Origin of the sequence: Brucella pecoris (genome assembly GCF_006376675.1) — a bacterium.
In the GTDB taxonomy this organism is placed as follows: Bacteria; Pseudomonadota; Alphaproteobacteria; order Rhizobiales; family Rhizobiaceae; genus Brucella; species Brucella pecoris.
In genome coordinates, this window is record NZ_VEWK01000006.1 from 189,858 (window position 1) to 204,492 (window position 14,635).

The window sequence follows — 14,635 nt, forward strand, 5'->3', positions numbered from 1 at the left end:
TTTATGTAAACAGAAATATGAAATGTATTTATCATCATTATAATTTCTATTTACATTGTATTTAAAGTGAATTTATTTCAAAATTTGAACCATAGGGTGATTTTGGACAAAATATGACTTTATTTCAAATAGATGACGCCGCACATGAGAATTCATGCGCGGCGCTCCCGTTTTCTGGAATTTCAACCCAAGTTTGAGTTCTACTATAAAATACTATTGTTATTAATCCTCGCGGAATGCCCGGTTCAAACTATCTGTGATAGGTGAAACCAAGTAATCGATAGCGCGACGTTCCTTGTGCACGATAATTATTTCAGCGGGCATACCAGGATAAAGTCGGGCAGTCGGATTTGCAGCAAGTGATGCCGGAGTAATTTCGGCACGCGCCACGAAAAATGCAGTATCCGTCTTCTCGTCGAGTGACTGATCCGCGGCGATATAGGTCAGTCTGCCGTCGAGCGGTGCCATTGAGCGCTGGTTATAGGCAGTCAACCGGATCTGTGCGCCCGCACCAACCGAAATACTGTCGATATCGCGCGGGCTGATTTTCATTTCGACCACGAGAGGTTCGTTTTCGGGAACGATGTCCATGATCGCTTCGCCCGGCGCGATAACGCCGCCCGGTGTGCGTAGCCGGATATTTGCGACGATGCCATCCTGCGGCGACCGAACCTCCACGCGCCGCATCACATCCTTGGCTGCAACGATACGCTCCTGTGCGTCCGAAAGTTCGACTTGGCTTGACGTGATTTCGCCGGCGATTTCGGACTGGAGGTCGCTTTCGATTCCCGTCAGGGCGAATTCCGCTCCGGCTTTTGCCTGCTCGGCCTTTGCCTTGTCACCGGCATATTCACCGCGATCACCTGCAAGCTGGCTGAGACGTGTATCGATTTCCGTGAGTTTCGATTTCTGGGCAAAGCCTTTTGCAACAAGGCTGGCGATGGCTTTGCGCTGATCACTGATGAGTTCGATCTGCCGGTCGGTGGCAGCTATCTGCGATGTGGAAGCCTTTGCCTGCTCGGTATATTGCTCGATGGTCTTCTGCTGGATATCGATCTTGCTCAGTTTCTGCGCAAGCCGCTTCTGGAAAAAGATGTTTTCAGCGCGGATGGCGTTTTGTGCGTTCTCACCGTCGTCTGCAAAGCCATCCGGAAAGCTGATTTCTTTCTCGCCCGATTGTTCGGCGCGCAGGCGAGCCAGTTTAGCAATCAAGCCGACGCGTCTGCTTTCCAGTGACTGGAGATCGGAGCGGGCTTTGGTGTCGTCAAGCCGGAGGAGTGGCTGGCCGACCTTGACGACATCACCTTCCTGCACGAGCAGGCGATCAAGAATGCCGCCTTCGAGATGGCTGATCGTCTTGCGCTTGGAATCAACGATCACCGTGCCCATTGCGACCGCGGCACTTCCCAGATTGGCGGAATAGGCCCATGCGAAGAAGCCACCGAAAGCAACGGCGATTGTGGCCAGGCCCGCAATGATGAGACCACGCAAAGGTGATCTTGAATCTTCACGCTCAAGATCCAGCGCCCATTCAGGCTTTACGCTGCCGAAACGGGTGAGGGCCTTGTGATCCGATGATTCTGCACGCGGCGCGAGCAGACTGGAAACACGACGAGGAATAACAGATTTACCCATCATGCGGTTGCTGCTCCCATTTGCGGGCCGTTACCGGCAGGTGTCAGTGAAGCGACGACATCGGTGCGTGGGCCGAACTGCGAGATGCGCCCGTTGTCGAGTACGAGCAGCTTGTCGGCGACCTGCATGATAGATGGTCGATGTGCGATCATGATGACAATGGCGCCATCGTCACGGGCGTGTTCGACGGCACGGATCAGCGCGCGCTCGCCAACGGCGTCGAGATTCGAATTCGGCTCATCGAGAACAATCAGGCGTGGGCGGTTGTAGAGGCAACGGGCCAGCCCGATTCTCTGGCGCTGGCCACCGGATAGCGTCAGGCGACCGTCGCCAACCGGCGTGTCATAGCCGAGCGGCATGCGTCCGATCATTTCATGGACATCGGCAAGGCGTGCGGCTTCCAGCACACGGTGTGGGTCGCTATCACCCATGCGGGCGATGTTGTCCTTGATCGTTCCGTCAAGCAGGGAGCCAGACTGCGGCAGGTAACCGGCAATCTCGCCGAACGAGCCGCGCTCCCAGAGATAAACGTTGTTACCATCAAGGAAAACGCCGCCTGACGATGGTTTCACAATGCCGATCAACAATCGGGCCAGTGTCGATTTACCCGCAGCCGAAGGGCCAACGACGCCCAGCACTTCACCCGGCGAAATCGAAAAAGAGATACCCTTGATGATTGGGACATCCACGCCGGGAGCGGCATAGATCAGCTTGTCGATCACGAGATCGCCATTGGGCCTCGGCGTCGGCATCGTCTGGCGCACGGCCAGATTTTCCGACAGCAATGACTGAACGCGCTTCCAGCTCGCGATTGCACTGACCCACTGACGCCAGTTTTCCACAATGCGATCGAATGGCATCAGCAAACGACCGATGATGATGCTGGTCGCGATCATTGCGCCAGGCGTGATCTCCTGCTGCATGGCGAGGAGTGTGCCTATGCCGAGCGATCCGATCTGGATGATGAAGCGGGCCGTGCGGGCAATCGAGGAAAGGGCGCGAGCGCGGGTTCCGCCAAGGTCAAGCGCTTCGAGCGAATTGAGCTGCATCGTGCGCCAGCGGCGAGCGAGTGCCGGGAGCATGCCCATGGCTTCGATGACTTCGGCATGGCGCAAACTGCTGCCGATCTTTGAAACCGATTCGATGTTGGCTTGATTCGCCTCCTGAATCAGATTGCGGGTCAGGAGGTCCGTCAGCACGCCGCATGCGATAAGAATGATGACGGCGACGAGGCCGATCACGCCCAGCATAGGGTGTAAGAGGAACAGCACGCCGAGGAAGATCGGCGACCATGCCGCATCAAGCGGAGCATTGATGGCGGGGGATGTAAGGAAGCTGCGCAATTCGTTGAGATCGCGAAGTGTCTGCGTCGCTTTCGGCATGCCCTGATTCACGGAGGCTTGCACTGCCGCTGTCAGAACCGCGAGGTTTAGGCGACGCACGAGCGCACTGCCCATGGCCTGGAACGACAGCGAGCGGATATATTCCAGCACGCCGAATACCAGCATGGCACCGATAGCGAGCACGGTCAGCATGGTGAGCGTGTCCATGCTTCGGCTGTTCAGTACCCTATCATGCACCTGCAACATATAGAGAGGTACAGTGAGTTGTAGCAAATTGATACAGGCACTCAGCAGTACCGCATAAAGTAGTCCCGATAGGAAAACGCGACGGGCCTTGAAAATCAGGCCTTTGGGCGTAGTTACCGAATCATCTTGCCCCTTTTTGTGCGTGGGGCTCTTGCCAATCGATTTGATTTCGCGAGTATCATTCATACGCTATCTGCCTTGGAATGGTCACAGGTGGCGGATATCCCTAAAAAACTGTGTGCTAGTTCTCAAGTTCAGTAAAGTAATACTGCAGAGAATGTGACAGAAAAAAGGTTCTTGCGGCGGGGAAATGCGAAAGGAGCAAAGAAAATATAACTGCAAATTTCTTCAAAATTTGAAGTAAAATTGAAAACGGAGAGCAAAAGATGCAAAAACTTCTACACGAGGGAGTGGAAGTCGAAACATCAGTCGATGGCTTTACTGCCGTCGATTTTCCTGAAGTTACCGCCGAAAAACAGGAACGCAGACATCCGGTGCATACAGTCGTTATCACGCATTTCGAACTGGCCCGGATGATAGAACGAGTGAACCGCCGCTTTGTGAGCTTGCTGAAAACCGAGCTGACGAAGTTAGGCGTAGAGGATATCGGTCCGGCCCAGACCTTGGTTCTGATGGCTATCGGCGATGTCGAGCTCACTGTGGGTGAACTATTGGATCGCGGACATTACGTCGGTTCAAACATTTCCTATTATCTTAAACAGCTTACAGATGGTGGGTATGTCGATCGCGTTGCCTCGCAGAGGGACAAGCGGTCCGCACGTATTCGACTGACGGATAAGGGTGAACGGCTGTGTGCAAGCTTGCGGAATGCAAGCCGGGCCTACAATCATATCCTTACTCGGGATGATGACGATCTCAGAAATCTTGAGATTGCCTATCAGACCCTGCATAGACTGGAACTCGTGTGGGGTAATGCCGCACGATTTGGCATTTGATGTGTTGCGACGATTTTTGGCTGCTAGCCGAGCACGTTTTGTAACATGCGTATAGCATTTGTGCACCGGCGTGGTTTTGGCCAGTTTGCTGCGTTAGCCGAGAATCTGGCTACCAGTGGGCATGATGTAAGCCTGATTTGCGAGACAGTGGACCGTCGCCTCCCAGCGGTCCGCGTCATCCGTCACAGAGTAGAATCTGGCCCTAGCACCGGCGGTGCGATGGCCAGATATCTTGAAGTACCCGATCATCATACGCGGATCGGGTACCGCGTGGCCGAAACCCTGGAATCCATGGCCCATCACGGTCAAGCGCCCGATATCGTCGTCGGTCATATAGGTTGGGGCAGCATGATGTTCGTCAAGGACGTGCTGCCCTCAGCCGCTGCTCTTGGTTACTGCGAGTTTTTCTATCGCTCTAATGGTGCGGATGTGGGCTTTGCTCCCGACGACAAACCGGACATCGAGACCCGCAAGCGCTTGCGCCTGCGCAACATGGCACAGCTCGTTACACTTGAGGGAATCGATGGCGGGCTCAGTCCAACGCATTGGCAGAAAAGCCTTTACCCGCGTTCCGTGCAGAATCGCATTGCCGTGGTGCATGAAGGGGTGGATACAAAACTCTTTTATCCGGATCGCCACGCAGCAATTCAATTACCGGATGGGCGGACGCTGAAAGCAGGGGAATCGCGCGTCATTACATTCGTCGCCCGTGATCTCGAGCCATATCGTGGATTTCCGCAAGCGTTGGAAGCCGCCGCCAAGGTCATTCGGCAGAACGATGATGCGATCTTCGTTTTTGTCGGAGGTGATGGCGTCAGCTATGGAACGCCGCCGCCGGGTGGCGGTTCCTGGCGGGAGCATCTCGTCAAGAATCTTGATCTTCCGCCCGATCGCATCGTGTTCCCAGGCACAATTCCGCATGCCCAGTTGCGCAAACTCTATCAGATATCGACCGCTCATATCTATCTGACTTACCCGTTCGTCTTGTCCTGGTCGGTTGTGGAAGCGATGGCTTGCGGCGCGCTTATCATCGGTTCGGATACGCCGCCTGTGCGGGAAGTGATCCGCTCGGGGCAGAACGGTCTGCTTGTGCCGTTTTTTGATACGGATGTGTTGGCGGAAGTGATCATGAATGTCCTGCGCGATCCCGACGCGTGTCTGCAGATGCGTGCCGCGGCGCGCCGGACTGTCGAAAATCGGTTCAGGTTGTCGGATTGTTTACAGCAGCAAAAAACCTTGATCGACGCAGTATTGACCGGGCAATAATCATTATGTGGCGACAATCGGGCACAAAAAGCCCGGTGATGAAATATAAAATGCCGTATTTCTGCGTATTGACGCTGTATTATCAATATATATGCACATTGTTTCAAATTTTGAATTAAAATCGTTCCAAATATTCGTAATATTATCATATAGTTGATGCTATATGGCTGTTGACAATACATGGACTGTATTTTCTCATTGTAGCCACAGGCCGAGACTCCCAAGTCGGCCATCACACAATGGATGAATATGTTGAGCACACCACTTCCTGCGATCTCGGCGCGGAAATCCCGCCGATATGCCATTGCTTCGATTCTTGATCGTGAAGCGCTGGAAGCGACGTCTCTGGGCGAGCTGACCACATTTGTCGAAGGAGATGGCAAGCGCCTTCGGTTGGCAAATACATTTCCGCTTATCGCGATTGCTGCTTCGCAAGAAGGTGAGAACGAGTTGCAGACGATTCTGCAGCAGGTTTATCGTCTGAGCACCATTCCAGAACTTCCTGTTGTGCGGATCGATGATGCGACGCCAGAAACGGTGCCGTTGCTGGTAACGCAATTGCTTGAGAATAGTCTGGATCGTCTCGTCGGCCATGTCAGCAAGGTTCACACCGAGCTTGCGATGTTGCGTCGCGAGCGCGAGACCATGTTTGAAAATTATCGCGCCATCGAAGACGCATTTCACGCTCGCAACTGGGATTCTTCAACGGAGATCTTCAGCCATGCGCCTCTGGTCGATCCGAAGGATGAAGGCTTTGCGCGCCTGCTGCGCGAATCGGAGATCGAACAGCTTTTCCCGGTATCGAGCTACGCCGTTTCTGGTTTTGCCTTGCATTTCCGCGATCTGCCCGCCAATCGCAATGGCCAGCTAATCGTGACGCTGGATTATCTTGAAAACGGTGAAGGAATTGCCGAATGGCTGGTGCCTTACGGTGCGCTGCATTCGGAATGGAACTTCTTCTCCCTGCCGAAGGCATGTGACGGTAGCCATCGTACGTTGCGGCTGCGCATTTCTGCAACGGGCGGTGTTCCCCCTGAACTGTCACTCGGTAACGTGATTGCCAACGAGCGCTATGCAGCACGAGCCCGCATTCCACATGCCGATCTCGATATGCGTCCGCTGGCACTGCGGATTTTCACGGGCCTGCCGGGCGTGCGTCCGGCCTCGCTGCCGAACGCCATCGTGCCGACTTCGCTGATTGATGGCCGCAAGGTCGATGATTATCGTCTGCCGATTGAGTTGTTGCGCAATGTGGCCAACGTTTCCGTCACCCCACTGACGCCTGACTTTCCAACCGTTCGTTTTCTGGAGCATGAGGATGCCATCGGCTGCCACCCCCTGGAGGAGGGCATCACTGCGGCGGCGATCCGCCGTGTGGTTGCGCCGGGCACTGTGCGGGTTTCTGCGCGGGCCGTGATTGACCATCCCGAAGGTCAACCCTGCGCGGTGGGGCTGTTACTGGTCAATCTGGCATCGGACGTGAAGCAAGAAATCGAAGCGATTTCCAGTCTCGACCGTCGCCGTCAGCAGGTGCTGTTCAGTGGTTGGTCTGAAGTCGCGCCCAATCGTCCGATCGACATCAACTTCATGCTTGAAGAGCCGATCGGCCGCACGATGGATCTCGTCGTCCTGAGTAAGGCAGCCGCAGACTCTGTGGATTTTTCTTGGCTCAAAGTCTTCAACTTCCGGCTGGTCAAGCACATTGAGGCACAGCCCGTTCACGAATTAGCCAAAGAGGCCGCGAATGTACGATAGGTCCAAGGATTTGATCGTTGTCGCCATGCCGCTTTACGGACATGCAGCGCTGGCGCTTGAAGCACTGGAAACCGTGCTGGCATCGGAGACGGTGTTTCGAACCCAGATTGTCGTCTCCGTTGACGGTGATCCACGTCGCGAGGTCTTTGACAGCCTGACGCTTTATGCGGCAGCGCACCCCAATATTCATGTCATCTTCGGTGAGAATGCTGGTCCCGGCGGTGCGCGCAATCGCGCGGTCGATTATATTTTGCAAGAGATGCCGGAGGTGAAGGCTGTCTATTTCGTGGACGCCGATAATCGCGTGCAGCCACAGACAATCGACACACTTTACCGTAAGCTTCTCGCAAGCAATGCAGGCTGGGTTTACACCAATATCGACACATTCTCGGTCAACTGGCGCGCGCATTATGGCGATACGTATTCGCGGCTGATCCACTGCATCACAGACAATATCTGCGATACCGGGTCAATGATTTCAGCGGAAGTTTTCCGCAGCGGTGTGCGCTTTGACGATGACCGGCAGAACGGCTTTGAAGATTGGGAGTTCTGGCTCTCGGCTATTGAAGCGGGCTTTGTCGGAGCGCCTTGCCACGATACCGGCTTTGAATATCGTTTGCGGGCTGAGAGCCGCTTCAAGGAAGCCAATCGCGACCGTTCCGGCTCGATCAATTTTTTGCGCAAGCGGCATAAGGCATTATTTCGTCGCCCGACGCTTGTCGGCTTCGAGCATGAGGAATGTCCGCGCTATGGCGTGATCCGCGCAGGTGAGGGGACGGTCAGCCTTTTCACCGACCTCAGTCTTGGTACGACCGATCTTAAGTTTGATGATGCCATCCGCGCATTCTGGGGCAGCGTTTCCGAACCGGACAATTTTCATTTTCCGCCGTTTCTGGCCTCGTCCAATACCGAGACGTTGAAGCTTCTGGCGCGTTCGCGACTGCTGCCCAATATCCTGTCTCGGCTTGAAAAGCTGGCCGAACAGGCCAACATCATTTTCGTGGAACTGACCAATGTTGAAGACGAGCGCCGCATCGATACCGAAATCATGCCGTCGGGTACCCGTCAGCCTCATGCCGATCTGATCTTTATTTCGACCCGGCTTCTCCGCGAAATCATCGAAAATGACGCGCTCGACTGGTTCGCCTCGCTCGGCACCCAGCAATTGTGGCCGACCTCCGCGCGTATGAAGGTACGCTTCCCGTTCCCGCGGGTCCGCCAGCGCCGGGCGCTTTCGCGACCAGAGCAGTCGATGCTTAATCTAGTGACCTCGATTGCCACAAGCCCGTTGAAGCAGAGTGCGGCCATGCGCTGGACATGGCGTCCGCGTCGTCTGCCAGCCCTGTCTGAAATGTATCAGGTGCTGCGCAATGAAATGGGTGGCGGACCGGTTCTGCCGCTTGCACATAATGCAACGCGAAAGAAGACGGCCGCAGTGCTGGTTCCCAATGCCTCTTTCGGAGGAGCTGAAAAGGTTGCTTATGCAGCCGGGCGTGAGTTGAAGAATCAGGGTTTTGAAACCCACCTCTTTGTTCTCGGTAATGAGCGCATGGATGTGCTCGACGAGTTCGACCAGTCCTTCGACTATTTGCATTTCTGGAAGGACGGCATTCCGGCTTGGGGCGACACAAACCGCTTCCTTGGTCAGGATTTCATAACTGAAGATCACCCACTCGATTGGAGTATTCTGCGTGGCCAGCTTTCCGGCTTCGATCTGGTGGTGAACAATCACGTCATGGCAGCGCACCCTCTGATGGGCAAGCTGCGTTCGGAGGGCACACGCACGGCTTGTTATCTGCATGTGGTTGACGAGACCGTCTTCCGCAGGCAGGCGGGCCAACCCTATGCTGCGATTGCCTTTGAGCATGCCTATGATGCTTTTCTCACCTGTTCGGATCAGCTTAAAATCTATCTGCACAGTTTCGGCGTACCGTACGAAAAGGTGTTCTCCGTTCCCAACGGTGCCAGTTTTTCAATCGATACAAAACTGCGTGCACAGGTGACAGCTGCCCGTAAACAGGTTCGCAAAGGCGAGCCGATCCGGATGCTCTATATGGGGCGTCTCGACCGGCAAAAGGGGATCGACCGCCTGCACGATGCCATCGTTAAGCTCAAAGAACAGGGCATTGCATTCGAGGCGCAAGCGATTGGTGGTGAGATCCTCTCCGACGATCCAAGTGCGTCGTGGATGACCCGCCTTAAAGATGTAGGGGTGAAAGTTTCTCCTCCAGTCTTTGATGGCAGGGATATTGCGAACCATCTCGCCTGGGCCGATGTGCTGTTGATGCCGTCGCGCTGGGAGGGGGCACCGTTGATGATCGCCGAGGCGCAGCAGCTTGGCTGCGTGCCGGTTGCGACGGCGGTTGGCGCTGTTGATGAGCTGATCAACCATGGCCGCGACGGCATTCTCATTCGCAATGGCAACGACGCGCAGATTGTCGCCGATATGACGCGCATCCTCACCATACTTGCACAGGATCGCGAAGCCCTGATGCGCACTGCAGAAGGCGCGCTCGCTTCCGCAGCGAACCGTACCTGGAGTGCGGCATTCTCCGAATTTACCGATTGGGCCAATGAAATAAGCCCGGTCTATCCGAAATCCCGGTCCTCCCAGCCGGAAGTTGCAGACGATGCCAGCACGGTTGCCATTCTCCCCGGCCGTGCAGTTGCCTGATTATACCAGAAAGGTCGACCTATGAGCCGCCCAACCAATCCAAGAATCCTCGTCACCGGCATTCCGAGCCATCTGACGCGTCTCATCCAGCGCGCGGACAAGGCGCAGGTCCATTACTCGGAAAAGCAACGAGATTCAGAATCCAGGGATAATTTTATCCAGGAGCTCAAGAACATCTCCAATACCGGCAATTATTTGATCGGTGAGGGGGCCATGACGGCACTTCTGCCATCAGCCAAACATATTCCGTTCTGGCATCTCTATAATTGTGTGAACAATGGAACGGGTATGGAGGAGATCAATAAAGAGTTCGATATTTGCGTCTTCACCTGCGCAAACCTACTACGTAAGGGGCTGTCGGCGGATGCGGAAGCGCTTGTTCTGTCCAAACTCGATATGCCGGTGGTGATGCTCGGAATCGGCATCCAGAACCGTCCCGACATCGAAGGCGAAGACGGTCTGCCTGCCGGCACGAAGAAGCTCCTTGATGTGCTTAAATCCCGTGAACACTATTTCCTTACACGTGGTGAAAATGCAGCCGGCTATCTCCGCGATCAGGGCTTTTCCTATGTTCGTCCGGTCGGCTGCCCTTCGCTTTATTTCCGTCCCGATAACATGCGCAAGGCAATCAGCCGCCTGCCGGATGTGAAGGTGGGTGAGGGCCGTACCGTTTTCACCGGTTATATGGGTGCAGAACTTGAAACCATCGGCGACATGAATGCGCTGAGTTCGGATGACGGTCGTTCAGCCTATGTGGTTCAGGATGAGCTGTTGCATTTCGATATGCAGCTTGAATCCGATGCCAATGGCCGCGCCTATGATTCCACCACTGGCGAACTCGTTGGCCCGCTGACCTATAAGGGGTCGGATGATCTCAAGAAGAAGATCAGCGTTCACGCCTTCCTCGACACCAATCAATGGCGTGCCTGGTGCTCGACCATGGATTTCTCGTTTGGTCGTCGATTCCATGGCAATATCATCTCCATGCAGGCAGGCGTGCCAAGCCTGATGGTCGCAGTTGATGACCGGATGCGTGAAATGCTCAATTTCTCCGGTCTGCCAAAGATCGATGCTCGCGATCTCAACGCGGCCAATGATCGGCGTGCCTTCGTGAGTGATCATATTGCGGCGATGAACATCCCCGACGTGATCGAAAAATATTCGGACCGCGAACGCAACTTCCGAAGCGCTCTTTCAGAAATCGGCATCGGATAACTCCCAATCCAAACCGGTCTGAAGCAAGCTTCAGATTCTTGTTGTTCGCATGTCTTTGTCCCAAAACCGGTTCCCACTTTTGGGAGACATGCCTTAACTCCAGCGAAGATGGATCACCATGCGCATAATGATCACCGGCATTCCGTCCTATTTGATGCGGACCGTCGAAAGCGTTTCCGGTGCGAGTGTTAAACACCGCCCCTATTTCGAGCCCATCCGCACCAAGAAGGATGTGATCGACCAGGTCAAAAAAATTGCCAATACCGGCAACTACCTCATTGGTGAGGGCGCTGCGAACGCTGTGCGCGGCCATGACGTGACCTATGTTCCGTTCTGGCATCTTGCCAATAGCCTCAACTCGCCGGACACCTATGCGAAGCTCAATGAAAGCTTCGATCTTTGCCTGTTTGCTTCAGCCAATCTCTTACGTCCGGGCTATGCGGCAACGACGGAATCCTTCGTCTTTGAAAAGCTGAACATGCCGATTGTGGTCATGGGCATTGGCATTCAGAAGAAGGAGAATCTGAAAGCGGAATTGCCGGAAGGCACCCGCAGATTCCTTGAAATTCTGCGCCGCAAGGAAAGTTTCTTTCTGACGCGCGGCCATTTCACGGAAGAGTTCCTGAAAGATGCAGGCATGAAATATGTCCGCCCGACGGGCTGTCCTTCGCTCTATTATGCGCCGGATCAGATGAAGCGCTCTTTGGCTCGTCTCGCTGATCCAAGCCTTGCGGATGCGCAAAAAATCTCCTTCGGCGGCTATCTGGGCAGTGTTGCGGATACGATTGTCGATGCCCATGCGCTGCTCGAAAAAGACAGCGTTGCAAGCTATGTCCTTCAGGACGAAGTCATCGTCTATAATATGAACATGGCGGGGGAGGATCATTCCGAAGCCTATGATCAGGCCGCAAGTCGCATTACCGCGCCTGTTGATTACAAACATATGGAAAAATGGCAGCGCAAAAACGAATTGCTGGTGTTCTTCGATACGCATAAATGGCGCAGTTGGATTTCCAGCCAGGATTTCGGCCTGAGCCGCCGTTTCCATGGCACGATTATTGGCATGCAGTCAGGGATTCCGGGACTGATGATTGCTGTCGATGATCGTATGCGTGAGATGCTGGGCTTCGTCGGCTTCCCCCATATCGATGCTAGCGTCTGGAACCGCGAGCCGCAGAAGAAGGCTTACCTGCGTGACTTCCTTTCCAAGATCGATGTGCCTGCGGCCATCAACCGCTATTCGGAATGCGAAGCCAACTTCAACGGCGCGCTGAAGGATATCGGTATTCGATGAAACTGACCGTCAGGAGCATCGGGGGCAGGAAACGGGCAATGGCAGTCTTGCTTGGCGCTGCCTTGCTTGCCAGTGCACCCGGTGGTGCTTTTGCCGACACGCGCTTTGGCGTTAACCGGGTCAATATGGCCTGGCTTAAGCCCGCCGAGCGCGAACAGATTCTCGATCAGATGGTTGAGAACGGTGTGGTGGCGGTTCGGCTGTCGCTTACGCGACCGCTCGATCAAAGTATCGATGCCGTGCGCCTCGCACATGAAAAAGGCCTGGCTGTCCTGCTCGAAATCTCGCTCAACAACGCAGATTTCTATCCGGAAGGGACAAAACCTCGATCCGGACGTGGGCGCATCTGGGATATGTATCGGCTTTCCGACATATCTCCCGAGCGTTTTCAGCAGGCGGTCGCAGATGCCTTTCAGAAGATTGATGCGTTGGGTGTGCCGTTGGTCGCCGTTGAACCCGGCAACGAGATCAACTGGGGTGCCTATAATGGCGATATTGCCATTCTGCCCAAGGAGAAGATGAAGACTGCACGCTCTTTAAGCGAGATGGAGGAGCTCCCTCTGGTCGAAAAGGGTGCAGAAAAATACGTCGAACTTTTGCGCATTGCCCGAGCAGAGTTGGCGAAAACCAAGCAAAGCGCCAAGGCTAAGGTCGTATCGGCAGGTTTGTCCGATATCCCTTTTATCGATGCCGACCGGCGCGGAATAGAGACTGTCGACCCTGCAGCCTTTACCGATCTTCTCAAGAAACATGGTCTTGATGACGTTGCTGACGGTTACGGCATTCATATCTATCCGGGCAGCAGTGGCACGCGGGCTGCGCGGGCGAAGCACATCAGCAACGCGCTTTCTTTCTGCGGTGGCGCGGATGGCAAACCATGTTGGATTACGGAATGGGGTTTTGCCAATACGTCGAAGGTCTGTCCAGCCAATGACAATAATCGCGAACAACTGGTCGAGAAGGCACGTGATCGCTTCCGACAGATGATGGATAGCGGCCAGATCGCAGCAGCTTATTATTTTGATTGGGATGCAAGCACTTACGGTGTCTGGCGTTGCGGGTCGCTGACGCCAGCCGGTAAGGCTGCAACGGTGACAAAATGAAACTCAAGACTGTAATCATCGGCGGGTCGAACACTGTCATGCTGCCCGGCTATCTGCCGACGCTTCTGTCGACTATGGCGCGGCGCGGGGTGGAACTCGACATTGTCGCCGATCTCGCAGTGGGAGGAACGACGAGCGCGCTTGGTCTTTATCAGCTCAAGCAGTTTGAACAGCTCGAAGATTGCGAGCTGCTGCTGATCGAATATGCGATCAATGATGCCTTCGTTTATGGCGATGAACGGCGTCCATTCCGCCATTGGGCACGGTTTTACGAGGGAATTATCCGTTACGCACTTGAACGCAATCCGAACCTGCGGATTGCAACGCTCGTATTTGGCGCACGCAATGGCTCGTTTCTGAACTCTGTTCCTTCCATTGATGCAGGCATCAACTACATCTCGCAATGGTATGGCACTATTTCAGCCGATGTCTCGCGAATGCTGATGCAGCAATATGGTCGCGATGTTGTAAGCAATCCGGCTTTCTATCTTGATCAGGGGCATTATGCGCGGCCTGTTTCGACAACGATTGTTGCGAATTTGATCGCCGATGTTCTCGAACCGGCCCTGTCGGTTCCGCATCATCCAAAGGCGCTGCCATTTGCTATTGATCCAGACCATTTCGCCAATGCGCGTGCCTTGAGTGGTGAGCAACTTTGCAAGCGGCTGGGACGCGTGCCGGTGCAATACAGCAATCGCCGCTTTTCGATCTCGGCGCTCGATCTTGGCTCAGACAGAATGCGCTTTGAGGTTGATAACGGGCAACTGCTGGCGCTTGGCTATGTCTGCGATCCGCGTATTCCACCGCTCGATGTAGCGATGGGCGGGGAGGTGCATCGCGCCGCAATGATGAAGGGAGGCGTACGCGATGGAACATACAAGTTCCTCGTTTCGATGCTGAGTTTCGAGTTTCTTTACGGCACTAAGTTGCTGGAAGCCCGCGGGAATGTGGCGCTTACCCTATCCAGTGCCGAAGAGGGTTTGGAACACAAGCTGCATGTTCCCAAAGACAGTGCCAACCATGAGGAACTTCCTGCGGAACCAGTGCTTCCGATCACCGGTATCCTGTTTTCCGGCAACTTGAAAGTTATGTCGCTGGAGAAGAAAATCGCAGCAAACCTGATTGCATCGGAAGCTGCCCAATAGGTC

General features: G+C 54.5%; 10 protein-coding genes. 8 read left to right on the forward strand and 2 right to left on the reverse strand.

From position 1 onward, the window contains the following. Positions 1-222: 222 nt before the first annotated feature. The gene (locus tag FIB18_RS13330) at positions 223-1,638 is read right to left on the reverse strand and encodes an HlyD family type I secretion periplasmic adaptor subunit (protein ID WP_140021180.1); all 1,416 of its coding nucleotides are present in this window, start codon (positions 1,636-1,638) and stop codon (positions 223-225) included. Further along, the gene (locus FIB18_RS13335) at positions 1,635-3,410 is read right to left on the reverse strand and encodes a type I secretion system permease/ATPase (protein ID WP_140021181.1); all 1,776 of its coding nucleotides are present in this window, start codon (positions 3,408-3,410) and stop codon (positions 1,635-1,637) included. Before FIB18_RS13335 ends, FIB18_RS13330 begins: the two co-directional genes overlap by 4 nt. Before the next feature lie 200 nt (positions 3,411-3,610). On the opposite strand from FIB18_RS13335, the gene FIB18_RS13340 reads away from it, so the two are divergent. The 8 genes from FIB18_RS13340 to FIB18_RS13375 all read left to right on the forward strand — a co-directional run bounded on the left by FIB18_RS13340 (position 3,611) and on the right by FIB18_RS13375 (position 14,632). Continuing rightward, complete coding sequence (locus tag FIB18_RS13340) at positions 3,611-4,180, forward strand: MarR family winged helix-turn-helix transcriptional regulator (RefSeq protein WP_010658636.1); 570 nt, start codon at positions 3,611-3,613, stop codon at positions 4,178-4,180. A gap of 45 nt (positions 4,181-4,225) precedes the next feature. Next, positions 4,226-5,446: a glycosyltransferase family 4 protein gene (locus FIB18_RS13345; RefSeq protein WP_140021182.1), complete on the forward strand. Its 1,221-nt coding sequence runs from the start codon at positions 4,226-4,228 to the stop codon at positions 5,444-5,446. A gap of 249 nt (positions 5,447-5,695) precedes the next feature. Continuing rightward, complete coding sequence (locus tag FIB18_RS13350; RefSeq protein ID WP_140021183.1) at positions 5,696-7,201, forward strand: DUF6212 domain-containing protein; 1,506 nt, start codon at positions 5,696-5,698, stop codon at positions 7,199-7,201. After that, positions 7,191-9,875 (forward strand): glycosyltransferase, encoded by a 2,685-nt coding sequence (locus tag FIB18_RS13355; RefSeq protein WP_140021184.1) that lies wholly within the window; start codon positions 7,191-7,193, stop codon positions 9,873-9,875. Before FIB18_RS13350 ends, FIB18_RS13355 begins: the two co-directional genes overlap by 11 nt. Positions 9,876-9,896: 21 nt before the next feature. After that, on the forward strand, positions 9,897-11,090 hold the full coding sequence (locus FIB18_RS13360) for a polysaccharide pyruvyl transferase family protein (RefSeq protein WP_140021185.1): 1,194 nt from the start codon (positions 9,897-9,899) through the stop codon (positions 11,088-11,090). A 118-nt stretch (positions 11,091-11,208) separates the two neighbouring features. After that, positions 11,209-12,384 carry a polysaccharide pyruvyl transferase family protein gene (locus FIB18_RS13365; protein ID WP_140021186.1) on the forward strand — a complete coding sequence of 392 codons (1,176 nt, stop codon included), beginning with the start codon at positions 11,209-11,211 and terminating at the stop codon, positions 12,382-12,384. Then, positions 12,381-13,487: a glycoside hydrolase gene (locus FIB18_RS13370; protein WP_140021187.1), complete on the forward strand. Its 1,107-nt coding sequence runs from the start codon at positions 12,381-12,383 to the stop codon at positions 13,485-13,487. Before FIB18_RS13365 ends, FIB18_RS13370 begins: the two co-directional genes overlap by 4 nt. Then, on the forward strand, positions 13,484-14,632 hold the full coding sequence (locus FIB18_RS13375; RefSeq protein WP_140021188.1) for an SGNH/GDSL hydrolase family protein: 1,149 nt from the start codon (positions 13,484-13,486) through the stop codon (positions 14,630-14,632). The genes FIB18_RS13370 and FIB18_RS13375 overlap by 4 nt, the downstream gene beginning before the upstream one ends. Positions 14,633-14,635: the final 3 nt, after the last annotated feature.